General features: G+C 62.7%; 19 protein-coding genes and 3 pseudogenes. 11 read left to right on the forward strand and 11 right to left on the reverse strand.

All coding sequences use genetic code 11. The annotated features are described in order from the left end of the window. Positions 1-311 precede the first annotated feature (311 nt). From BFL28_RS12010 to BFL28_RS12040, 7 genes are all read right to left on the reverse strand, one after another. Positions 312-1,052: an MBL fold metallo-hydrolase gene (locus tag BFL28_RS12010; protein ID WP_069320813.1), complete on the reverse strand. Its 741-nt coding sequence runs from the start codon at positions 1,050-1,052 to the stop codon at positions 312-314. A gap of 9 nt (positions 1,053-1,061) precedes the next feature. Beyond that, positions 1,062-1,508, reverse strand: coding sequence for a Cu(I)-responsive transcriptional regulator (gene cueR, locus BFL28_RS12015; protein ID WP_004212980.1), 447 nt, complete (start codon positions 1,506-1,508; stop codon positions 1,062-1,064). A gap of 401 nt (positions 1,509-1,909) precedes the next feature. Further along, positions 1,910-2,551 carry a peroxiredoxin gene (locus BFL28_RS12020; protein ID WP_004212981.1) on the reverse strand — a complete coding sequence of 214 codons (642 nt, stop codon included), beginning with the start codon at positions 2,549-2,551 and terminating at the stop codon, positions 1,910-1,912. A 60-nt stretch (positions 2,552-2,611) separates the two neighbouring features. Beyond that, positions 2,612-3,682 (reverse strand): cysteine synthase A, encoded by a 1,071-nt coding sequence (locus BFL28_RS12025; protein WP_004212982.1) that lies wholly within the window; start codon positions 3,680-3,682, stop codon positions 2,612-2,614. Positions 3,683-3,734: 52 nt separating this feature from the next. Beyond that, a complete protein-coding gene (locus tag BFL28_RS12030) occupies positions 3,735-5,012 on the reverse strand; it encodes a family 1 glycosylhydrolase (RefSeq protein ID WP_069320814.1) in 1,278 nt (425 codons plus the stop codon). Positions 5,013-5,129: 117 nt separating this feature from the next. After that, positions 5,130-5,576 carry a DUF411 domain-containing protein gene (locus BFL28_RS12035; RefSeq protein ID WP_069320815.1) on the reverse strand — a complete coding sequence of 149 codons (447 nt, stop codon included), beginning with the start codon at positions 5,574-5,576 and terminating at the stop codon, positions 5,130-5,132. A 22-nt stretch (positions 5,577-5,598) separates the two neighbouring features. Continuing rightward, positions 5,599-7,020: a multicopper oxidase family protein gene (locus BFL28_RS12040; protein ID WP_069320816.1), complete on the reverse strand. Its 1,422-nt coding sequence runs from the start codon at positions 7,018-7,020 to the stop codon at positions 5,599-5,601. A 436-nt stretch (positions 7,021-7,456) separates the two neighbouring features. Here BFL28_RS12040 and BFL28_RS21715 point away from each other — a divergent pair, with 436 nt between their 5' ends. After that, positions 7,457-7,591, forward strand: a complete 135-nt coding sequence (locus BFL28_RS21715; RefSeq protein WP_277621006.1) for a hypothetical protein — start codon at positions 7,457-7,459, stop codon at positions 7,589-7,591. A 66-nt stretch (positions 7,592-7,657) separates the two neighbouring features. Here BFL28_RS21715 and BFL28_RS12045 read toward each other — a convergent pair. Next, a pseudogene (locus tag BFL28_RS12045) lies at positions 7,658-8,353 on the reverse strand (cation diffusion facilitator family transporter); the annotation flags it as partial. A 252-nt stretch (positions 8,354-8,605) separates the two neighbouring features. Between BFL28_RS12045 and BFL28_RS21865 the strand changes: the two are divergent. The 7 genes from BFL28_RS21865 (at position 8,606) to BFL28_RS12085 (ending at position 16,794) form a co-directional block, all read left to right on the forward strand. Then, entirely contained in the window at positions 8,606-9,115 is a 510-nt protein-coding gene (locus BFL28_RS21865; protein ID WP_069320817.1) for an SRPBCC domain-containing protein, read from the forward strand. A 269-nt stretch (positions 9,116-9,384) separates the two neighbouring features. Beyond that, positions 9,385-9,693 carry a hypothetical protein gene (locus tag BFL28_RS12055; RefSeq protein WP_131818641.1) on the forward strand — a complete coding sequence of 103 codons (309 nt, stop codon included), beginning with the start codon at positions 9,385-9,387 and terminating at the stop codon, positions 9,691-9,693. 96 nt (positions 9,694-9,789) lie between these two features. Beyond that, the gene (locus BFL28_RS20200) at positions 9,790-10,194 is read left to right on the forward strand and encodes a copper-binding protein (protein ID WP_079247104.1); all 405 of its coding nucleotides are present in this window, start codon (positions 9,790-9,792) and stop codon (positions 10,192-10,194) included. A gap of 58 nt (positions 10,195-10,252) precedes the next feature. Further along, positions 10,253-11,623: a TolC family protein gene (locus BFL28_RS12065; RefSeq protein ID WP_004212993.1), complete on the forward strand. Its 1,371-nt coding sequence runs from the start codon at positions 10,253-10,255 to the stop codon at positions 11,621-11,623. Next, positions 11,620-13,176, forward strand: coding sequence for an efflux RND transporter periplasmic adaptor subunit (locus tag BFL28_RS12070; protein WP_069320819.1), 1,557 nt, complete (start codon positions 11,620-11,622; stop codon positions 13,174-13,176). Before BFL28_RS12065 ends, BFL28_RS12070 begins: the two co-directional genes overlap by 4 nt. Further along, positions 13,173-16,355, forward strand: coding sequence for an efflux RND transporter permease subunit (locus tag BFL28_RS12075; RefSeq protein ID WP_069320820.1), 3,183 nt, complete (start codon positions 13,173-13,175; stop codon positions 16,353-16,355). The genes BFL28_RS12070 and BFL28_RS12075 overlap by 4 nt, the downstream gene beginning before the upstream one ends. Positions 16,356-16,581: 226 nt before the next feature. Next, complete coding sequence (locus BFL28_RS12085) at positions 16,582-16,794, forward strand: hypothetical protein (protein ID WP_004213002.1); 213 nt, start codon at positions 16,582-16,584, stop codon at positions 16,792-16,794. Positions 16,795-17,729: 935 nt separating this feature from the next. Here BFL28_RS12085 and BFL28_RS12095 read toward each other — a convergent pair. Beyond that, positions 17,730-18,020: pseudogene (locus BFL28_RS12095) on the reverse strand (Tn3 family transposase); the annotation flags it as partial. A gap of 138 nt (positions 18,021-18,158) precedes the next feature. After that, positions 18,159-18,925, reverse strand: a pseudogene (istB, locus tag BFL28_RS12100) (IS21-like element ISSsp5 family helper ATPase IstB). 138 nt (positions 18,926-19,063) lie between these two features. Between istB and BFL28_RS12105 the strand changes: the two are divergent. From BFL28_RS12105 to BFL28_RS12115, 3 genes are all read left to right on the forward strand, one after another. Next, the gene (locus tag BFL28_RS12105; protein ID WP_206599110.1) at positions 19,064-19,444 is read left to right on the forward strand and encodes a Rossmann-fold NAD(P)-binding domain-containing protein; all 381 of its coding nucleotides are present in this window, start codon (positions 19,064-19,066) and stop codon (positions 19,442-19,444) included. Between the two features lie 47 nt (positions 19,445-19,491). Continuing rightward, on the forward strand, positions 19,492-20,283 hold the full coding sequence (locus BFL28_RS12110; protein WP_066782286.1) for an SDR family NAD(P)-dependent oxidoreductase: 792 nt from the start codon (positions 19,492-19,494) through the stop codon (positions 20,281-20,283). A gap of 261 nt (positions 20,284-20,544) precedes the next feature. Then, a complete protein-coding gene (locus BFL28_RS12115) occupies positions 20,545-21,189 on the forward strand; it encodes a recombinase family protein (RefSeq protein ID WP_066782287.1) in 645 nt (214 codons plus the stop codon). A 23-nt stretch (positions 21,190-21,212) separates the two neighbouring features. Here the strand turns inward: BFL28_RS12115 and BFL28_RS12120 are convergent, their stop codons facing one another. Next, complete coding sequence (locus tag BFL28_RS12120) at positions 21,213-22,646, reverse strand: transposase (RefSeq protein WP_286881630.1); 1,434 nt, start codon at positions 22,644-22,646, stop codon at positions 21,213-21,215. Between the last annotated feature and the right edge of the window lie 31 nt (positions 22,647-22,677).

Genomic DNA, 22,677 nt, shown 5'->3' on the forward strand with positions numbered 1-22,677 from the left:
TCGCCAGGGTCGCCGGCGACTGGCCCGCCACCCGCTGGGACGAGCTGATGCCGTGGAACTGGGTGCCCCAGACAGATCAGCCAACAGCCCAAGCCGCATAAACTGCGGTCCTCACGCCACGCTTACGTCTCTGAAGCGGTAGCGGTATTCGATCGAGCCGGCGATCACGAGGAGCAGGAGCGCTACCAACGCCCAGAGAAGCAGCTTTCGCTTACGGGAGGGTCGCATGAGTATCCCTGATCTAGTGAGATGTTACGAGCGGCAATTCCGCGCTTGGGCTCGCCTGGCCGATGCAGCAAGCAGGCGACCTGCTATCCCTGCTTTGCCTTGCCCTCGACCCAAGCGGTGCCATCAGGGCTCTCACCGCAAAGAAGATTAGCAGGGACCGCTGTATCGATCTTCTTTGGATAGGGCAGGTCGAGGCTCGCCATGATTTCGACGAACTCCGGCAGCGTCTTGCCGCCTCCCAGCCGGGGATTCCGCTCCCGCTCTTGAGCCACTGTGGAGACATGACGGTGCTGATAGTCGTGAGCCGGGTAGACGAGGGTGTCGTCGGGAAGGGCGAAAATCTTGCTGTGGATCGAGCCGTAAAGGATGTCCGCGCTGCCATTCTGGAAGTCCGTGCGACCGCACCCGTCGATGAGCAGGGCGTCGCCCGTAAAGACCCGTGCCTGACCGCCCTGCTCGAGCAGGTAGCTATGATGTGTGTCGGTGTGCCCTGGTGTGAAGAGCGGCCGTAGCGATAGGCTCCCCACAGCGACCGGCTCTCCTTCTTTGATGCCGATATCCGCACAGGCGAGGCCCTCCATGGCGGGATAGGCGACTTTGCAGCCGGTAAGTGAGCGCAAGCGAGCGGCGGAGCTGACGTGGTCAGCATGGATGTGGGTCTCGATCGTCATTGCCAAGCGGAGGTCCAGCTCTTGGACGACCGTCAGGTCGCGCTCCGCCGCCTCCAGCACTGGATCGATAAGGACGCATTCTCCGGTTTCCTCGCACCCGATGAGGTACGTATAGGTGGAGGACTCGGGTTCATAGAGCTGGCGGAAGAGCATGGCTGGCGCTCACCCGACCCTTGCTACGCCGAAGCGATTTTCGGGCGGCGAGGCGCATTCCCCGTGGCGGCCCTCAGCGAGATCCTTGAGGATTGGGCAATCGGGCCGATCGTCGTCGGTGCAGTTCTCAGCGAGGTGCTTCAGCGTGGCGATCATCGCCTCCATCTCCGCTACTTTGGCGCAGAGCTGCTCGACATGCTCCATGGCGAGTACCTTGACGTCGTGGCTTGCCCGCTCTCGGTTGTTCCAGAGGGTCAGGAGATCTTCGATTTGTGCCACGGAGAAGCCGAGGTCGCGTGCGCGACGGATGAACTGGAGCGTGTGAACGTCGCTCTTGGTGTAGACGCGGTAGCCCGCTGCGGATCGATCGGCGGATTTGATGAGGCCGGTCCGCTCATAGTAGCGGATCATCTTCGTTGAGACGCCCGAAGCGGCTGAGGCCTGGCCGATGTTCACGAGGATCTCCTGAGATTGGTTGTAACGACATCCCACGGCAAAACCGGGAGGATGGCTTTACTCCTTCCCACCGTGGCAAGGTCAAGCCGAGATCGGGGTGTTTGGCTGACGAGCGAATCGACGGCTCGGCTTGAATGGTTCCGGGTCAGAAGGAAGGGGGCGCGGGGAACGGTTGCAAGCCTGCGCGAGCTCACGACCAGAGACGCGCCCGACGGGTGTGGGCATTTAGGAAACACCCGCCGGGCGGCACGACCAGGACGCCTTGCGGCGCCTGTCCGTGAGCAGTCACTGGGCGGCTCAGCTCGCTCGGCTATATTATCGCAGGCCGTGCGGTACGCTCGACTTCCCCCGCCACTTCGCCTGCTTTTCATTCCTTCAATCCGTCTCCCCTTGAGCGGATATCATCCCGCCTTCTGCGGCTCGGGCACGACGCGCAGATATGGTTTCAGCGTCTTCCAGCCTCCGGGGAACTTCTCCCGCGCCTGCTCATCGCTGAGCGAGGGGACAATGATGACGTCCTCGCCGCTCTTCCAGTCGGCCGGCGTCGCGACGCTGTGATTGGCGGTGAGCTGCAGCGAGTCGATGACGCGGAGGATCTCTTCGAAGTTGCGGCCGGTGCTCGCCGGGTAGGTGAGGGTGAGCTTCAGCTTCTTGTCAGGGCCGATGACATAGACCGACCGGACCGTCAGCGTGTCGTTGGCGTTCGGGTGGATCATTCCATAAAGGCCGGCGATCTTACGCTCAGGATCAGCGATAAGCGGGAAGTTGAGCGCAGTCCCTTGCGTCTCCTCGATGTCGCCCGCCCAGGCCCGGTGATCATCGACGGGATCAACGGAGAGCCCGATCACCTTCGTGCCTCGGCGATCGAATTCGGGCTTGAGCTTGGCCACCGCGCCAAGCTCAGTGGTGCAGACCGGAGTGAAGTCCTTCGGGTGAGAGAAGAGGACCGCCCAGGAGCCTTCGATCCAATCATGAAAGCGGATCCGGCCCTCTGTGGTGTCAGCTTCGAAGTCGGGGGCGATGTCGCCGAGCTGGATGGTCATGTTGTGTCTCCTTGGTTGTTGAGAGGGAGGGGGAAGGGGATCAATCTGGAGGGACGATGCTCAAAGCGCTGGCGGCGCCGCTTGCGGTGCCCAGCACCGGCTCAGGGCTTGGTGGACGAGCGGATTGGAACCCTCGATCCACTGGGGCACGGGCAGGCCCTTCGAACGCAGGAAGTCTGGATTGAAGAGCTTGGACTGATACCGAGTGCCGTAGTCGCAGAGGACGGTCACGATCGTGTGGCCGGGTCCGAGCTGCCCCGCGAGCCGCGCCGCGCCGGCGACATTGACGCCAGAAGAGGGGCCGACACAGAGACCCTCGTGCTCCAGGAGGTCGAAGACCATAGGGATGGCTTCGTCGTCCGCTATGTGGAACGAGAAATCGGGCGTGAAGCCGTCAAGGTTAGCAGTCACCCGGCCCTGACCGATTCCTTCTGTGATGGACGATCCTTCGGACCGAAGTTCTCCGCTCGTATAGTAGCTGAAGAGGGCAGCGCCGGGTGGGTCAGCTAGTGCGATGGCGATGTGCGGGTTCCGCTCTTTGAGAGCGATGCTGACGCCGGCAAGAGTGCCGCCCGTGCCGACGGCGCTGACAAAACCGTCTACCTTGCCGCCGGTCTGCTGCCAGATTTCTGGTCCGGTGGTCTCGACGTGAGCTTGCCGATTGGCGACATTGTCGAACTGGTTCGCCCAAACCGCGCCGTTCGGGCTGAGCTCCGCCAGCTCGGCAGCCAAGCGGGCCGACACATGCACGTAGTTGTTCTCGTTGCGGTACGGCACTGCCGGCACCTCAACGAGATGTGCGCCGGAGAGGCGGAGCATGTCCTTTTTCTCCTGGCTCTGCGTTTCGGGGATGACGATAACGGTGCGGTAGCCGAGCGCATTGGCAACGAGGGTTAAGCCGATGCCGGTGTTGCCGGCCGTTCCTTCGACTATAATGCCGCCCGGCCGGAGCTTTCCGCTACGCTCCGCGTCGCGGATGATGAATAAGGCGGCCCTGTCCTTTACGGACTGGCCGGGGTTCATGAACTCGGCTTTGCCCAAGATTTCGCAGCCCGTGAGCTCCGAAACGCGGTCGAGCCTGATCAGAGGCGTGTTGCCGATAGCATCGATGATGCCGTGGTGGATGGTCACTGGTTTCTCCTGCAAAGGGATAGGCGCTACGGCGCTAAGCGGCGAGATCGAGTCAGCCATGGTGCAGACAGATGCTCTCGGCGGGCAGCATGCCTCGCCACTGGGAGACCAGTTTTCGGTAGGCTTCTCCGACTGGGCGGATGCGGCGGTCGAGGTCGAAGAGACCGAGCGGGTTCACGTTGCCGTTCTCTTCGCGAAGAGCGGTGTCCCAGTCGATCTGATCCGTCAGGCTGTACCATGTGAAGCCGATGATCGGCACGCCATCGCGCCGCAGCTGGACCATGTTCGCCCATTCCTTGGCGAGCCAGCCGGGCGCCCGCTCCGCATCGGCGAGGTTCGTCTCGGTGTGCATGACGGGAAGGTGGAAGCGATCAAAATACTGTTTGGTGATGACGTAATAGCCGAAGATCTCGCCTGAGGCCGTGATCGGACCGTCCTCTTGGGCCGGCACCATGTGCTCGTTCGTAAGATAGTAGTCGTTCCCCATGATGCAGTGGGGCTTGATCCGCTGCCCCCAGTGCATGAACCAGTCATATTCCTGCGGGGCGAGACCGCTGTCGGTCAGATAGCGGTACATCCTGGCGCTGACGTCGTGACCGTAGCAGAGGTCCAGCGAGAGGAACCTCTTCTCATTGTAGAAGCTGGCCCGCTCCTCGGCGGCCGGGCACTCTGCGTGGAAGTATTCGGTGGACTCGCTCTGGATGAAGAGCGTTCCAGTCTGCTGCCGCGTCCGCAGGATGGCTCCTTCGGCTAGGAGGTTTGCTTTGACGAGGTTCCTGAGTGCGGTCACGAAAGCGGCGTCGGATGCCAATCGCTCGTTCCACCATCCGATCTGCGCCGAGAAGGTCGCGGCGATAAAGATTTCGTTCACCGGGGTATAGAGCCTGACCCAGGGGAAGCGGGCAGCAAAGGCTGCCGCATACTCGGCGAAGAGTTCAGGCCATTCCTTGTTCTGGAAGTCGCCAATCCAGTCCGGCACACCGAAGTGACAGAGGTCGACGATCGGGGTGATGCCGAGCCGCCTCAACTCGGCGAACGTCTCGTCGGCGAACGACCAGTCATAGCGACCCGGCCCTAGGTGGGTCAGGTGATATGGGGGACCATAGCGCAGATATTCGATGTCGAGCTCTCGGACGAGCCCGAAGTCCTCCCGCCACCGGTCGTAGTGGCCGCTCTTGGCCATCTGGTCGACACGGACTGTGGCGCCGTCGCGCCCCCGGATCGTCGGATAGCTGTTCTCGATGCCCGTAGCGAAGATGAAGGAGCGATCAGCAGGGACCGCGTAGCGCTCCGGCCCCTCCGGAAAGTTCTTGGTGTCGAGCGTCAGCATCGTCTCTCCGTGACGGCATTCTTCTGAGTAGCGGACCCCGCTTGCCCCGGGGTTGCTGAACGTCGTGGGTGACGGTCCGCAGAGCCCCGGAGCCGAGAGGCCGCGAGTAGGTCCGCCCTATTCAACCGAGTAGACGGCTGACCGGCCCGCCTTGTTGAAGGCGAAAACTTTGAATGGCTTGGTCTTCGGGCCCATCATCCCAGGGGAGCCGGTCGGCATGCCGGGCAGCGAGATGCCAGTGATCTTGGGCCGTTGAGCGAGAAGCTTGTTCAAGCTTTTCACGGGAACATGGCCCTCGACGACGTAGCCGCCTACCAAGGTGGTGTGGCAGCCTTCGAGGGCGGAGGGGATCCCGTGCTTCTTTTTGATCAGCGGCAGGTCATGGGTGGCTTGGACCTTCACCTGATACCCGTGGACCCGGAGATATTTGGCGTACGTCTCGCAGCAGTCGCATTGCGGATTCTTGTAAAGGACCGCCACGGGCTTCGCGGCGCCGGCTGCCACGGCTGGGGCGGTCAGCGCAAGGCCGAGCCCGAACATGACGGATTTGATGATCTTACGCATACGAGTTCTCCTTTGATGTGGTTCAGGCGACGCGCAGGTTCGCCATCATGCCGGCGGCCTGGTGTTCCAGGACGTGGCAGTGGAACATCCAGTCGCCAGGGTTGTCGGCGACGAATGCGATTTCCGCCGTCTCGCGCGGCGGCATGAGCACGGTGTCTTGCCACTCGCGGTGAGCCGTAGGTTTTCCATTCCGCGAGATGACGCGGAAGCTGTGGCCGTGGAGGTGGATCGGGTGCCACCAGGCCGTGTCATTGTTGAGGTTGAGAACGACGGTTTTCCCCCTGGCGAACGTGAGCATCGGCTCATGAGTATGGCTCGTCGGCGAGACGCCGTTGATGGCCCAGCTCATGCCTCCCATCATGCCCATGCCGCCGCCCATCATTCCCATTCCGCCGCCCATGCCGCCGCTGAAGGTGATCTCGTGGCGCGTTGCCGCTCTCAGGTGCGGCTCGGCGATGCGATTGGGAGGCAATGCGACGGGCGTCGGGAGTAGGGCCTGCCGCAGCGGCGTCCCGCCGTACTCTAGGGTCGTAAGAGCGTACTCGAGGCCCTTGTAGAAGGTGTCTTCCACGGTGAAGTTCGAGCTTGGGTCGCCGACCATGTCGATGATCAGATCGACCCGCATGGCTGGACCGACGAGAACCGCTCCGCTCGGCTCATGAGGGGTGACTGGTTGCCCGTCGAGAGCGATGATCTTGGGGCTGTGGCCGGCAAACTTGAGGCCGAAGATACGTGCGTTCGCTACGTTGATCAGCCGCAGCCTGACGCGCTCGCCGGTTCGGACGGCGAGAGGCTGCGGAGCGAGGCCATTGATTGTAATCGTAGTGCCAACGCGGCCGGCGTGCATGCTGTCATGCATGTTGCCGAAGTCATCGCTGATCTGCCCATCCTCGTGAAGGCGCCAGTCACCCAGGAGCCAGGTGATATCCCGGTCCACCTTGATGGGCTCGGCTTCCTCTACGATGAGAGGTCCATAGAGGCCGCGCCCGACTTGCTGTGAGCTGTTATGGTGAGGGTGGTACCAATAAGTGCCAGCATCGGGCGCAACAAAGTCGTAGAGGAAGGTCTCCCCCGGCTTGATCGGCTTCTGAGTAAGGTGGGGAACTCCGTCCATTGCGTTTGGCAGGCGAATGCCGTGCCAGTGGACGGTCGTTTCCTCCTGGAGCTCGTTTTTCACGCTGACCCTTAGCCGATCGCCTTGGCGAAGCCGGAGCTCTCGCCCGGGTACCTGACCGCCGTAGCCGAATACGGCGGTGCTCACGGTCGAGTCGGACAGCAAGCGAGCGCGACCCGCCTTGGCGGTCAGCTGAATATCGCTCGCCTGAGCAGCGACCCGGGAGCAGCCAGTGACGGCCGCTGCTGCGGTAGCGGTCGCGCCGAGCATGAAGCCTCGGCGGCTGACCTGCCATTTTTTGTCTAAGTTGGAGAGGCGCTCAAATTGCATCGTCTGATAAGCGACGACCGAAAACTACACGTAGTCCAGCAGCGGCCCTGGGGTCGTTCAAGCTGGTGCTGAGGTCGGTCGGCGAATCTCCTTTGTGAATGATTCGCTGAGCTTATCCGGCTTCCAATCGTGGGAAGGTCAAGCCGAAAAGAGGCGCGTCTTGGCTGGCGAAACCGCTGATGCAGCGCCGTGGCGATGTAGCCGTCGGCCGAGTCCGATAGCTCTTGACCCTCCAACGGTGGCAAGCCGCATCAAGTCGTCCTCATCAAAAGAGAGAGGACACCCGATGAAACACAGACTAGACCAGTCAGGGCATCCATTTCCTGTCCCGAGGGAGGAGCGGGAGCTTGGGCACGGAGGCGATCTGCGCCCATCGAAAGCGCGGCGAGGCCTCGGCGACATCGCGATGTGGCTCATAGTTGCAGCCGCCATTGTCATGATCGTCGGACTGGTGCTCGGCTGGTTCGACCATCACGCGCTGGGCTGGTTCTCGATCGTGTTCCTGGCGGTGTGCTTCGGCGCTTTCGCTCTGATTGCGTTGCTCTCGTTCGGCGGGGGGCGCAAAGGGTAGCTGCGGCGGGCGTCGCCCCGAGCTCGTGGGCTTGTGGCGACGCCTCTCCGTCGCACAGGCGCTAGACTATTCGATTTGGGAGACGTCAATCTCCTCAGCGCCTTCCTCGACCGAGGCTCGCCGGCTCTCCACCTGCAGGGTGGAGAAGTAGATGTCATGATCTCGCTTCAGCAGCTCCCCGGCTTGTTTCAGAACTCGCTCTCCATCGGAGCTGAAGTCTCGAACGATGATGTGGCCCGACAGCACGTTCTTGCCTGAGGCGAGGCTCCAAGCATGGACGTGGTGGACGTCGCTGACGCCGTCGATGCCTCGCAGCGCTCGGATGGTCGCATCGAGATCGAAACCTTCGGGGGTGCTTTGAAGCAGAATCCGGAGCGAGGCGCTCATGATCCGCCACGAAGCCCAGAAAAGAACAAAGCCGAATAGGATTCCGAGCAGTGGATCGATCTCCAGAAAGCCGGTGAAGCGGATCACCAGCGCCGAAATGACCACGATGAGGCTGCCGACGAATGTCTGAAGGATGTGCCAGAAGGCACCCTTCATGTTGTGGTTGCCCTTCTGGCGCCGATATAGAAGCCAAAACGAGATCACCTCCGTCACGATCCCGCCGCTGGCGGCCAGGAGCATGGGTGTCGTCTCGAGCTCGATCGGATCCTGAAGGCGCGTTGCGCCCATCCAGATGACGTAGCCCGCCATGACGAACAGGAAGATTCCGTTGAACAGGGCTCCGAGGATTTCGGCGCGGCCCCATCCGAAGGTGTGCGTCGGTGTAGCGGCGCATTACGAGCTTGCTGAGCGGTACCTGGAGCGGGTGAGCCGCTGGGGTGACGAGGAGCCTTCCCAAGGTCACTGAGCGGGCGCCCACCACAGTATATAGCTGCCTCCCGCCTGTTTCACGGGAGCAGGGCCGTCCCATGACCTCTCTGGGATCGGCCAAGTCCCCGCCGCCGCCCCAAGCGGCGGGGACTTTCGGCCCTTCGGGCCATCAGCAGACATCGCCAATCCGGAGAAGGTATGTTGCACATCAAGACGGAGGTGGACATCGCGGCTTCCCCAAACAGGGTGTGGCACGCTCTTGTCGACTTCACGCGTTATCCTGAGTGGAACCCGTTCATCGCCGTGCGGGGGACACCAGGCGCGGGGCTCGACATCGATTGGTCGTTCGGGAGCTACGGGCGCAAGCGGCTTTGGACTCCGGCTTTGATAACTGCGCACGAGGAGCCCCGCCGGCTGGCATGGGAATTCGGGGTTGGAAGACTCTTCGACTTGGAAGAGGCTTATACAGTTGAGGCGGTGCACGGCGGGACGTTGCTGCGACATTCGTTCACGTGCGGAGGCGTTATCGCAGCCTTGGGAAAGCCGCTCCTAAGGAGGAGGCTCAAAGCGGTGCTTTCCGCAGCCGACAGCGGGCTGCAGCGTCATTTGTCCGTTCCCGCGCGCGTTGCGGCCGCTTCGAAATCTCTGTCCCGCAGGTCATCCAGTCGGGCTCCATCAACGCACAGGACGCGGCGCAGGCGCCGGTGACTGGCGGTAGTGGTGGGCGGTGGTTTCCGACAGCAAGCGAGATTTGCGGTCGCTGCAACAAAATAGCGCTTGACTTTCCAACGGTGGGAAGGACCATATGAGGGGGAGAAATCGCGAAAGTGGAAATCTCTTTCATGGATCTGAGTCTACAAAGGGGGAATGCTTAAGGCAGCAGATGAACGTGTCCTCGCGATGGGTGCTCGCCGATTTCGGCGGGAACATGGGGTGCGGCCTTCCTTGACGCCCAGCATATGTGTATTAGGATCGTGATGAAGCTCATCGTGGCCATTCTTATAGCGCTGTCGTTCATCGGCAGCCCCGGGGCGGCGAGAGCCGCGCCGTCGGTAAGCTGTACGATGGCCGGCGCGGACGAAGGAATGGCCCCCGACCACAAGAAGATGCGCTGCTGCACGCCTGATTGTGCAACTCCTGCACCGGCAGCCGTCTTGCCGGGAGCAGATGTTGATGAGGACGCGGTAGAACCGGTTGCGCTCCTCAACCGGCAGCCGGAGCCTGGCAGCCTGCCGTCAATCATTCTGTCCACGGACGATCCTCCTCCGCGAGCTTTCTTCGCCTGATCAGTGTCTGCGCGGCGATGCTGCGCGGGGCGAGTCGCGCATTCAGCGCTGTCTCGAAGATTAACACGTAGAGCGCGTCTCCTGCGGCCGAGCATCATGCTTGGGCCTGCCGACGCGAACTGCGTAGGACGCGAAGAAAGTACGAACATGAACATGATTATGAAGGCGGGCGTGCTCGCCACGCTTGTTACGCTTGCTGCCTGCGGCGCCGAGGACGCGAGCAGGAGCGGCACCAGCGAAAATGCTGCGACCGCTGGAGCAGCTCCGGCGGCGAGCGCCAGCGAGTCGCACTCCGGCACCGGCACCGTGAAAAGCATCTCCGGAAGCGACGTGACGATCGCCCATGAGGAGATCAAGTCGATCGGCTGGCCGGCTATGGAGATGACCTTCACGGCCGCCGATCCGGCGCTGGCGAATGGCATCAAGCCCGGTGACCGTGTGTCATTCGCTTTCACCAAGGGTGATGGCGCGACGACGCTGACGTCGATCTCAAAGCAGTGACGGATGAGGTGCGGTCGCGTCCGTGCGACCGCACCCGCCTGATCCTAGGAATTCACATATGTTCAGCACCATCACGGGGCGCGGGGAGCGGGCGCACGATCAGGGCGCGCGCCTGGCTAATTGGCGAGCAAATGTTGCTCGGCATCTCACAGCGGCGAGCGTCGTGCCTCTTACCATTCTGGCGGCGCCCGCGCCTGCCTTAGCGCAGGCACATCATGCCACGGCGACGGAACAGCCCGCGACTTCTCCTGCTGCCGGACCGACGCTTAGTCTCAAGGAGGCTGCGGCACTGGCGAGTGGTGATCAGCCGACCCTGGGCGCGTTTGAGCGCGAAGCGGTAGCCTCGGAACAGGCTGCGATTGCGGCAGGCACATTGCCTGATCCGACGATCACCGCCGGAATCCAGAACTTACCGGTGACCGGGAACATGGCGTTCAACCCCACTCGCGACGACATGACAATGTACACGATCGGTGTGATGCGGGAGCAGGTTCGCCGCTCCAGACGTCAAGCCGAGGCTGCGAGGCTCACCGCAGAGGCAGTTGTCAGTCGGACGCAGGCGAGTGCGCAGGAGCGGCACATTCAGCGGGACGTCATGGTCGCTTGGATCAACGCCGTGGAAGCACGAGCCAAACAGCGATTGTTGGACCGCCTGATCAACGATCTCGACGTCGGTCGCCAGATCATGGAAGCCGGCATTCCAACGGGATCTTCCACGCCCTCTCTTGCGCTCCAGGCGCAGGCGGAAGTCGCGCTTGCCAAGGCGATGCAAGAGGATGCGCGTGGACAGGAGGCGCGAGCCCGGGCTGAGATGGCGCGGTGGATAGGCGCTGCTGCGCAGCGCCCGCTGCCAGACACCGTTCCTGCGCTTGAAGCGCCGAAGGTCAGCCAAGCTGACCTTGCGCAGCATCCGCATGTACTCGTCGCGGAGGCCCAGGAGCGGGCGGCGCAGAGGGCTGTGGACGTCGCCAGAGCGGACCGGAAGCCCAACCTCAGCTGGTCAGTCATGTACGGCTACCGTCCCGATTATGGCGATATGCTGTCGGCCACCGTCAGTATCCCGCTCCAGATCAACAAAAACCGATTGCAGAACCGGCGGATCGCCGAGGCTTCGGCTCGCGCTGATGCTGCTCGGCTCCGAGCGCAGGATGCGCAACGCGAGCTGAGCGGCACCTATGGCGACGCATTGGCCGACTACAAGAGCGCCGAGGCGCAGCTGTCGATCATCACCAGCCAAGCGATTCCGTCTCTTGAGGCTTCATTCGAGGCGGCAGAAGCTCGCTATGGAGCGGGTCAGGCGACTCTCGAGATGCCGCTCTTCATCGTCCGCCGGTACGTCGAAACTCACATTCAAGCGATCGAGCAGCAGGGGCGACGCGCTCGCGCGGCCGCCGAGCTCATTTACCTCACGCAGGATGTCGCGCGATGACCATCAAGGAAAGACTGCTCGTTGTCCGCACGGGGCTGGGAACATCCAGGAACAGAAAAATCCTGGCTGGCAGTGTCGCGCTTGCGCTCGCTGGGGCGGGCGTCGGCTACGCCGTCTTGTCCGGGGATGGCAGCGCAAGAACCGGCGGCGCGAAGGACGAGCCTGTCAACGGCGTTGTGCAGGATGGCTCCGGCAAAACCGTTCTCTATTGGTTCGACCCCATGCTGCCGATGGAGCGCTACAATGCTCCTGGCAAGTCATCAATGAACATGGACCTTCAGCCGAAATATGCTGAGGAGGGCGGCGGTGCCGGCATTCAGATCTCGCCACAGGTGCAACAGAACCTCGGCGTCCGCACTGCGCGAGTGAGCTTCGACAATCTTGCGGCGGCGATAGCCGTGGTGGGGCGCGTCGAGACTGACGAGCGCCGCATTATCGAGGTCCAGACGCTGACGCCAGGGTTCGTCGAGCAGCTCAGCGTCCGCGCTGTGGGAGAACAGGTCGGCAGAGGAACTCGGGTCGCGAGCGTCTATTCGCCGGAGCTGCTTGGCGCTCAGCATGAGTATGCCGCCCTTTTGAAGATACGCCGTTCGACGATAACGCCGGGCCTGCGCAGTGCAGCGCGCCAGAGGTTGCAGCTGCTTGGCCTGCCGGAGGCGGCCATTCGCAACCTGGATCGGGGCGGGCGCGCTCAGCGCACGTACGGAGTGTTCGCTCCTCGGTCCGGGATCGTGACCGCAATCGGCGCGCGGCCCGGCGCACGCGTGGAGCCCGGACAGTCGATCATCACCTTGGCGGATCTCTCGCAAGTGTGGGTTGTGGCCGAGGTTCCCGAAGTGTCGCTGGGCCAGATTCGCGTTGGACAGCCGGCGGAGATTTCGTTTCCTGCCTATGGCGGCGAGACGGTTCAGGGCCGGATCGACTACATCTTCCCAACGCTCGATCCCGAAGCGCGTACTGCTCGAGTTCGTGTCACGCTGCCCAACCCGGGCGGCCGCCTGAAGATCGGCATGTTCGCCAACCTCACCATCGGTGGTGCGGCAACAGGCGGTCTCGTCGTGCCGTCCGAGGCCGTTATCTCCACCGGAAGGCGCAACGTTGTCATCGTGCAGCGGAATGGCGGCTTCATTCCGGTCGAAGTTGAGCTTGGGCGCACGGTGGGCGACCGAACCGAGATCCGCAGGGGGCTCAACCTCAACGACATTGTCGTTGTCTCTGGTCAGTTCCTGATCGACTCCGAGGCCTCACTCGCCGGCATTGTCGAGCGTCTATCGCGAGGCCAATCGCCTGCCGCGCAACAGCAGCGGCAAGACGAGCTTATCCAGGGTCGCGGAGTCGTGAAAACGGTGGACGCGGCAGGTGGCCGCATCACTCTCGCTCACGAGCCGTTGGCGGCGATCAACTGGCCGGCCATGACGATGACCTTCCCCGTGAAGGACCGTTCGCTGCTGCGCGGCCGTAAGGCTGGCGAACGAGTGATGTTCGCCTTTCAGAGGCCACAGCAGGGTCAAACGCCCGTGATCGAGCGCATCGCTCCGGAGGCGGCGCAATGATCGAGCGGATCATTCGATGGTCGGCGGCGAACCGGCTGCTCGTTCTTCTTGCGGCCGCCTTCATCACGGCTGCCGGGTTGTATACGGTGAGCCGGACTCCGCTCGATGCTATCCCCGACCTCTCCGACGTCCAGGTCATCATCCGTACGCCCTATCCAGGGCAGGCGCCCCAGATTGTGGAGGCGCAGGTTACCTACCCGATCGCGACTACGATGCTGTCGGCGCCCAAGGTGAAGGCAGTCCGCGCCTTTTCCATGTTCGGAGACTCGTTTGTCACGATCATTTTCGAGGACGGCACCGACCTATACTGGGCTCGCTCGAGAGTTCTCGAATATCTGAACCAGGCGGCAGGCCGGCTGCCGCCGGGGGTTACACCAGCACTAGGCCCTGACGCGACGGGCGTCGGCTGGGCTTATCAGTACGCGCTCGTCGACCGGACCGGTGGCAACGATCTCGGTCAGCTTCGTGCGCTGCAGGATTGGTTCCTGCGATACCAGCTCAAGGAAGTCCCCGGCGTTGCCGAGGTCGCCAGCGTTGGCGGCATGGTCCGCGCGTTCCAGGTCGAGGTCAATCCCGAGAAGCTTCAGCTATACCGAGTGTCTGTCAGCGACGTGATGGAAGCGCTGCAGACGGCAAACAACGAGACTGGCGGCTCGGTCATTGAGCGCGCGGAAGCCGAGTACATGATCCGTGTCGGTGGCTATCTGCAGAGCCTCGACGATTTCCGAAACATACCTCTGAAGGTGAGCGCCGGCGGCGTTCCGGTCACGATCGGTGACGTTGCGCGCGTCCAGATCGTTCCTGAATTCCGGCGCGGCATCGCCGAACTTAATGGCCAGGGAGAAGTCGCGGGCGGTGTGATTGTCGTTCGTGCAGGAGCCGACACGAGGTCGGTAATCGAGGCGGTCAAGGAGAAGCTCGAGGAACTCAAGACGGCTCTTCCCAAGGGCGTTGAGGTGGTGACGGTCTACGATCGGTCATCGCTCATCGAACGCGCAATCGAGAACCTTTCTCACAAGCTCGTCGAAGAGTTCATCGTCGTTGCGCTCGTGTGCGTGGTGTTCCTCTTACACCTGCGCTCGGCACTGGTGGCAATCCTGACGCTCCCCCTCGGTATCCTCGCCGCGTTCATCGTGATGTACTATCAGGGGGTTAACGCGAACATCCTTTCGCTCGGAGGTATCGCGCTGGCGATCGGCGCCATGGTCGATGCGGCTGTGGTGATGATCGAGAATGCTCACAAGAAGCTCGAGCACGCTGAGCACGAGCATGGGGGCATGACCGAGGAGTTGCGCAAGCGAACGCTGGTGGACGCGGCCGTTGAGGTCGGGCCGGCGCTGTTCTTTTCCCTCTTGATCATCACGCTCTCGTTCCTGCCGGTCTTCTCCCTGGAGGCTCAGGAGGGCAGGCTCTTCACGCCTCTTGCGCTCACCAAGACTTACTCAATGGCGGCGGCCGCTGGGCTCTCCGTCACGCTCATCCCGGTCCTGATGATCATGTTCATCAAAGGCAAGATTCGCCCCGAAGAGAAGAACCCAATCAATCGCTGGCTGATCGCGGCGTACAGGCCCGCCCTTGTCTGGGTCATGAAGTGGCCCAAGCTCGTCCTTGGTCTTGCTATCGGGGCGCTTCTTCTGACGGCGTGGCCGCTTTCTCGCCTTGGCGGGGAGTTCATGCCCGCGCTGGCGGAGGGCGACCTACTCTACATGCCGACGGCGCTTCCAGGCCTGTCTGCGTCCAAAGCCTCTGAGCTCCTTCAGATCACAAGCCGCATGATCAAGACGGTCCCGGAGGTGAAGACGGTGTTCGGCAAGGCGGGCCGCGCTGAGACCGCAACCGACCCTGCGCCGATCGAAATGTTCGAAACGGTTATCCAGCTCAAGCCTCAGAGCGAGTGGCGTGAAGGGATGACGATGGAGAAGTTGATCGCCGAGCTCGATTCACGCGTGAAGGTGCCTGGCCTGGCCAATGTCTTCGTGCCGCCGATCCGGAACAGGATCGACATGCTCGCGACGGGCATCAAGAGCCCCGTTGGGGTGAAGGTGAGCGGAGCTGATCTCGCCACGCTTGATCGGCTCGGAGCCAAAATCGCGCAGGTGGTGAAGACCGTTCCCGGCACGACTTCTGCTATCTCGGATCGGATACTCGGCGGCCGCTACATCGACATCAAGGTCGATCGCCTGGCCGCTGCTCGATACGGGCTGTCCATTGAGGATGTGCAGAACACGGCTGCTGGTGCCGTTGGCGGCATGTCGGTGGATGAGAAGATCGAGGGGCTTGCTCGCTTCCCGATCAACGTGCGCTTCCCGCGCGAGATGCGCGGCAGCGTCGAGGCTCTGCGCAGTCTGCCGATTGTCGCTCCGACGGGCGGAATTGTGCCGCTGGGTGCCGTGGCAAGCGTGCAGATCGCTGACGGTCCGGTGATGGTGAAGAGCGAGAACGCGCGGCCCTCCGCATGGGTCTACATCGACGTTCGCGACCGCGACATCGTCGGGTTCGTCAACGAGGCGCGCCTGAAGGTCGCACGCGAGGTGCCGATGCCTCCGGGCTATTCGATCACTTGGTCGGGGCAGTTCGAATATGCGGAGCGGGCTTCAAAGAAGTTGGCCGTGATCGTGCCGCTGACCATCGGCGTGATCTTCCTGCTCCTGTACCTCGCGTTCAAGCGAGTGCGTGAGCCGCTGATCGTCCTCCTCGCGCTTCCGTTCGCGCTCATTGGCGGAGTCTGGCTCATCTACCTGATGGGTCACGCGATCTCCGTGGCAACGGCGGTTGGCTTCATCGCTCTTGCGGGGCTTGCTGCGGAGTTCGGCGTCATCATGCTGGTCTACCTCGACAAGGCGATCGAGGAGCGGATTGAAGCCGGCAAGTTCTCGAAAACCGAGGATCTCGAGGATGCGCTGATGGAAGGCGCGGTCTTGCGGGTGAGGCCGAAGGCGATGACGGCTGCGGTCATCCTCGCTGGTCTTTTTCCGCTGCTCATCGGCGAGGGCACCGGCTCTGAGATCATGCAGCGTCTGGCGGCTCCGTTGGTGGGCGGCATGATCACGGCCCCTCTCCTGTCCCTCTTCGTCCTCCCGGCAGTCTACAAGCTCCTCGGCGTGAAGCAGTTCATGCGTGAAGCCGTGGATCAAAAGCAGCCCGACGTTGCGTCGGCTGCCAAGCCGCAGATGACATAGCCAGCAAGCGGGAATCTCCAGCCTCGAACGTAGGAGCTGAACATGATGATGGACTGCGGTGGAGCCGCGATGATGATCGGCATGGGAGTTGTCTGGCTCCTCGTCGTAGCCGTCCTGATCCTAGGGCTGGCAGCTCTCGTGAAATACCTGCAGACAACGCTGGGGGCTCGAGCTGGAGCGGCTCTGATCAAAGGAACGGGCGGAGCGGGGATCCAAGGAGTGAGACGTGAATGATAATGAGCCCGAGCTGGACGATCTGATCCTGGCCGCGTTCAAGCGGGCTTTTGCCGATGGCCGCATGGATGTCGCGGAGCATCTGCTTATCGCGCTGGAGACGGTCAGTGGCCGCCCGGCTGGCGATGAGGAAGCTGAGATCGGGCTTCGGGTCGGCGCAGCTTATGGTATGATCACGAAGCTGGGCGAGCGGCCAGAGAGATGAGTTCGAGAACCGCGCTGGAGCGCTGGTTGCCTCTTTTTGCGGTCACTGCCCGTAAGGGGTCAATGATGCTAGTTGAGAAAAACGTCGCGCTTCCTGGGGTGCCAAGAGAGGCGATGCCCCCGGGTGGCGCCAAAACTACGTTGATGAGCATGTTGAGCAGCGTTGGCGCGGTGCTGGCGGCGTGCTCGTGCTGCATTCTCCCGATGGCACTAGCCGGTCTCGGCCTCAGCACCGGTTTCGGAAGCGTCCTGACAGCTATAGGACCGCTCCGCTGGCCCATGGCTGGCCTATCCGTGCTCATGCTGATTATCAGCTGGCTCGTGGTCATCCGTCAGCGCCAAAAGGCCTGCGGGTGCGGAGCCCCGCACGTTGGTCTTTGGCTGCGCACTCCAAGGGTTTTGATGCTGATGATGGCAACCGTGCTCACGCTCATTGCGGTTTCTTGGGGTGCCTTTGAGCCGGCGCTGATGAGGGCGATGCTCTAGCCGCACGATTGTACCAAGCCGAGTCGCACCTCCATCGCTGCGAGGATCGGTGTAGGTGCCTGCCAGCGCGTTTGGCGACGATCTGCCTAGCAAGCACCTTTTCGTCATAATTCCGAGCGGGTCATCCACCCACAGCTGGGATCTTTGGGGTGACTACACGAAAGTGACGTTTCTGCACGCTAAGGGCGAACAAATCCGGTACAATGCCAGCAGAGGCTAGCGATATGCGTTCAACGGCATGTTCAACCTTGCGGGCGCCGATATGGGAGGGCCGCAAGCCGGCTCACCAACGATCGAGGGAGAGCCCTGCTCGCCAAATATGTGAGCCGGTTGCTGATCCCGGGTATGGCGAAGGATCGCCGATGAACCAGAGCGTGGACTGCATGGGCCGCGCATCGATCAACGTCCATCAAACCCAACTTTCCCACTTCAAATCGCTTGAGGTCGCCATGTCGGGGCGATCGGCGCGAGCCGCCTGTCGGGGAAGTCGCGCAGGCGCGGGCAGAAGCGAAATCCCAGCATCGCGCACAGGGCGAAGACATGATCGGTCGCCCCGCCGGTGTCGGTGTAATGCTCGACGATCCTGAGATCGGTGCCGTGGCTGGTGAGGCCGTCGAGGACATAGGGCGCCTCATGCGTCGCGGCCGAGATCACTTTGACGTGGTAGGGCGCGCGCTGATCAGAATTATGGGTGTAGAAGCTGAAGCCATGATCGACGCCATAGCGGGCGTTGATATCGCCGCCCGACGCGCCGCGTGTCAACGGCGGAGCAAAAGTCGGCCATTCGGCGGCGTAAAACCAGGCCATCGTGTTACATGCCGGGGGGAGTGGCGTGAGGGCGTAGCCCGAAGGCCACTCCCCCCGGCATTGGTGTAATTTTCAGGGTCTGGTTTTGGCCGTGCGGGCCCGGCTGTGCGCGAGGCGATAGCTTTCGCCGTTCATCTCGAGGATGCTGACGTGATGGGTCAGGCGATCGAGGAGCGCGCCTGTGAGACGCTCAGATCCGAAGGTTTCGGTCCATTCGTCGAAGGGCAGGTTGCTGGTGATGAAGGTGGAGCCGCGTTCGTAACGCTGGGAGATCAGCTCGAACAACAGTTCGGCGCCGGTCTTGGAGAGCGGCACAAAACCCAGTTCATCGATGATGAGCAGCTTGTATCCGGCCATCTGCTTCTGGAAGCGCAGAAGACGGCGCTCGTCGCGGGCCTCCATCATTTCGCTGACCAGCGCTGCCGCGGTGGTGAAGCCCACCGACAGTCCTTTCTGGCATGCTGCCAGTCCGAGCCCCAACGCTACGTGCGTCTTTCCGGTGCCTGATGGCCCCAGAGCGATGGCGTTCTCACGCCGCTCGATCCACTCGCAGCGCGCCATCTCGAGCACCTGCATCTTGTTGAGCCTGGGGATGGCGGCGAAGTCGAAGCTGTCGAGGCTTTTTACGGCGGGGAAGCGCGCGGCCTTGATGCGCCGCTGACCATGCGACGCTCCCTTTCGATCATTTCCATCTCGACGAGGCGGGCGAGGAAGCGGATATGATCGACGCTTTCAGCGGCACATTGCCGCGCGAGCTTGTGATGCTCACGCAGGCACGTAGGCAGCTTGAGCGCCTTGAGATGGTGAGCGAGAAGGATCTCCGGGGCCTGATCGCTCATGCGGCCTCCTGCCGGTCGGAGAGCAGGCTCAGATAGGCTCTGGCAAAGGTCTTCTCGACCGTGGTGCGTGGCAGGAAGGGATAGACGTCCAGGTCCAGCCTGGGCGGTACGCGTTCGATCCGGCACAGGACGAGGTGCTTGGCGAGGGGACGCCTGTCGCTCGCGACCCGCGCCGATTATGCCCAAGCCGCAGCCATCGTGCTGACCAGCGACGGCCATGAGGGCAAGACCTATGAGCTGGCCGGTGACGACGCGGTGACGCTCGCCGACCTTGCCGCCGAGATCTCACGCCAGACGGGTCGCAACATCCCGTACCGTGATCTGCCGCAGGCAGATTACGCCGCGATCCTGAAGCAGGTGGGCCTGCCCGAGGGCTTCGCCGAGGGACTTGCGGCATGGGACGTCGATGCCTCGAACGGTGCGCTGTTCGATGACGGCCACCAGCTCTCGAAGCTGATCGGACGTCCGACGACGCCACTAGCCGATGCGGTGCAGGCGCAACTGGCCGCGCAGGGCTGACGTTACGGACAACTCCGACCGATAACGACCATCCCTGGAGATAGCGCATGAACATCGACCTTTCCGGCAAGACGGCGCTCGTGACCGGCTCGACCGCCGGCATCGGCTTTGCGATCGCGAAGGGGTTGGCGGCAGCCGGGGCGATCGTCGTCCTGAACGGGCGCGACGAGAGCCGCACCCAGGCGGCGGTGGCCGAGCTAAAGCGTGAGGTCGGGGATGCCGATGTGCGCGGTGTGGCCGGAGACGTCGGCACAGAAGCCGGATGTGATGCCATCGTATCCGCGCTTCCGGAGGTCGACATCCTGGTCAACAATGCCGGCATCTTCGGCCCGCAGGACTTTTTCGAGACACTCGATGAGGAATGGGAGCGCTTCTTCCGGGTCAACGTGTTGTCGGGCGTACGCCTGTCCCGGGCCTATCTCCCGGGGATGCGGGACAAAGGCTGGGGTCGGGTGCTGTTCCTGTCCTCGGAATCCGGCCTAAACATCCCGGCGGACATGATCCACTACGGCGTGACCAAAACGGCCGACCTTGCCTTGTCGCGTGGGCTGGCCAAGCGCATGGCGGGCACGGGCGTGACGGTGAACGCCATTCTTCCCGGTCCAACGTTGTCGGAGGGCGTGACCGAGATGCTGGCGGACGCGGTCGCATCGGGCAAATCGTTGGAAGAGGCCGGCGCCGATTTCGTCAGGGCGCACCGACCGTCCTCGATTATTCGGCGTGCTGCCACGGTCGGGGAAGTCGCCAACCTGTGCGTCTATATCGCCTCTCCGCAGGCGTCCGCGACCACCGGTGCGGCGCTACGCGTTGACGGCGGTGTGGTGGATACGATCGCCTGACTTTCAGTTTGTCCCATCCCGATTGGAAAGGGCGGCCAACACGACCAATGCGCGAGTTGCACGACAGACGGCAAGGCGGGTGCCGTTTCCCGAACTGCTTGTCGAGCGTGGCAAAACGGAAAGCCAGACCGCCAGAAAAACGGCCGGTTTTCTGGCGGTTGCTGATTTTGCCTCGTCAACGCATTCCACCAATCGGAAAACCCGTTGCGGAAACCACTGGCATATTGCAGGCTGTCGGATGTCTTTTCTGGCGGGGTAACAATGCTCATTGGATATATGAGGGTGTCCAAAGCTGACGGGTCACAGACGCTGGCACCCCAGCGCGATGCGTTGCTCTTGGCCGGCGTCGATCCCTCGCGGATTTACGAAGACCTTGCGTCGGGGCGGCACGACGCCCGCCCCGGTCTAACCGCGTGCCTGAAGGCACTGCAACCCGGCAACACACTGGTCCTCTGGAAGCTCGATCGCCTTGGGCGCGATCTTCGCCATCTGGTCGTCACGGCCGAGGCGCTGCGCGAACGCGGCATCGGCCTGAAGGTGCTGGCGGGTGCCGGCGCGCAGATCGACACCACGACCGCCAACGGTCGCCTCGCCTTCGGCATCTTCGCAGCGTTCGCCGAGTTCGAGCGCGAGCTCATCGCCGAGCGGACACAGGCGGGACTTGCCGCGGCACGGGCACGGGGACGGATGGGCGGTCGGCCTCGCAAGATGGACAAGGCCACCCTCGCGATGGCGATGGCTGCAATGTCCGATCGCAACGCAGTCGCAGCCGATGTCGCGCGCCGCCTCGGCATGACGACCACGACACTCTATATGTACGTGAATGGTGACGGCACGCCCAAGGCGCCCGGCCAGGCGCTGCTCGATGGCGTGCCGTACCGCAAAGAACGACTGCGCGCCGCGTGACCGTGCGCAAAGCCCATCAGCGATCAGGCATATCGTCGCGGTGGCGAGACGATCACATCATGCTCGATCGACCGGGCCGATATGGCCGCCGGGGTCAACGCTGCTGGAATGCACCTGCCTCGTCTGGGCTTGTCGGTCAGACGCTGTGGTCGCGCCAGGATCATCAGGTTCATCACGGCCGCGCCAATCAGGAATTCCTCCTCCGCTCCGCGGATGCCACGCAGGTGAAGTCGCCGCATGCCATGCTTGCCTTTGGCGTCGGCGAAGAACCGCTCGACCCCGCGCCGCAATCGCATGGATCGCTTGAAGAGCCCGGTTTCCAGTTCGGCCCTAGCGAGATCCCGGGCGTCCTCATTGTCGAGACGAACCAGTGTGCGACGACGGGCCTTCGTGCATGTCTTCCGAAGCACGCAGCCTTCGCAGTCCCGTGCATCGGCAGCATAGCGGTGTACGCCAGTGCGCAGGTGGAAGGTGTAGTGCCGGAGCGTCTTGCCGATCGGACAGGTGAAGCTGTCGGTGTCGCGATCATAGCTGAATGCCGTTCGCGGCAGCTTGCCCTTCGTCTGCTGCGTGCGGTCGATCACCGGGATGTGCGGGATCGCGCCTTGGTCGCGTACGAAACCGAGGAAGCCGGCGCTGCCATAGGCCTTGTCTGCAGCAATCCGCTTGGGGTGATAGTCAAAGCGATCGGCGGCTCGTCCGAGCATGACACGGCCGGCATCGACCTCCTCGGCAAAGCGCGCCGGCGTCGCTTCGACGTCGAGCGCGACGCCGCTCGGCGTGTCGACCAGCGCATTCAGTGCATAGCCGAACCGCGCGCGCCCCGGGCGTGCCGACCAGGCTGCGGCGGGATCGGTTCGCGATACACCCTCGAAATCCTTCGAGCCGCCAGGTTTTGTGCTGATACTACCCTGATCGGCCAGCCACTCCCGGACAGGACGACCGGCGTTCGCTACGTAGGGCAAATAGCCAGGTACGGTCTTGCGCTGCCAGCACGCATCAGCCTCGATGAACGAGGCATCAATCGCGGCGTCCTTGCCTCCGACCAAGCCCTTTCCGATGCAGCGGCGAACCGTGGCCTCGAACAGCTGCCGGAAGACGCCGGCATCGCGAAAGCGTCCGTGCCGGTTTTTGCTGAAGGTCGAGTGGTGCGGAACCTTGTCCCCCGGCGTGAGACGGCAGAACCAGCGATAGGCGAGATTGTAGCGCAGCTCCTCGCACAGACGCCGCTCGGACGTGATCGCGTAGATGCGGCCGATCAGGGTCATGCGGATGAGGAGTTCGGGGTCGATCGAAGGCCGACCTCGCGCGCTGTAATGATCAGCCAGCGCTTCTCTCAGCTCGCCCGTATCGAGACATTGATCGATACGACGCAACAGGTGGTTTGCGGGCAACAAGGCTTCTATGGTGCGACGGGACGCCCCTTCCCGCCCACCGCGACAGGCTGGTCCCATCATAGCGGCGCTCCTCACGGTAGGAGTGAAACGA

The sequence above is a fragment of the Sphingomonas turrisvirgatae genome, from assembly GCF_001721295.1.
GTDB lineage: Bacteria > Pseudomonadota > Alphaproteobacteria > Sphingomonadales > Sphingomonadaceae > Sphingomonas > Sphingomonas turrisvirgatae.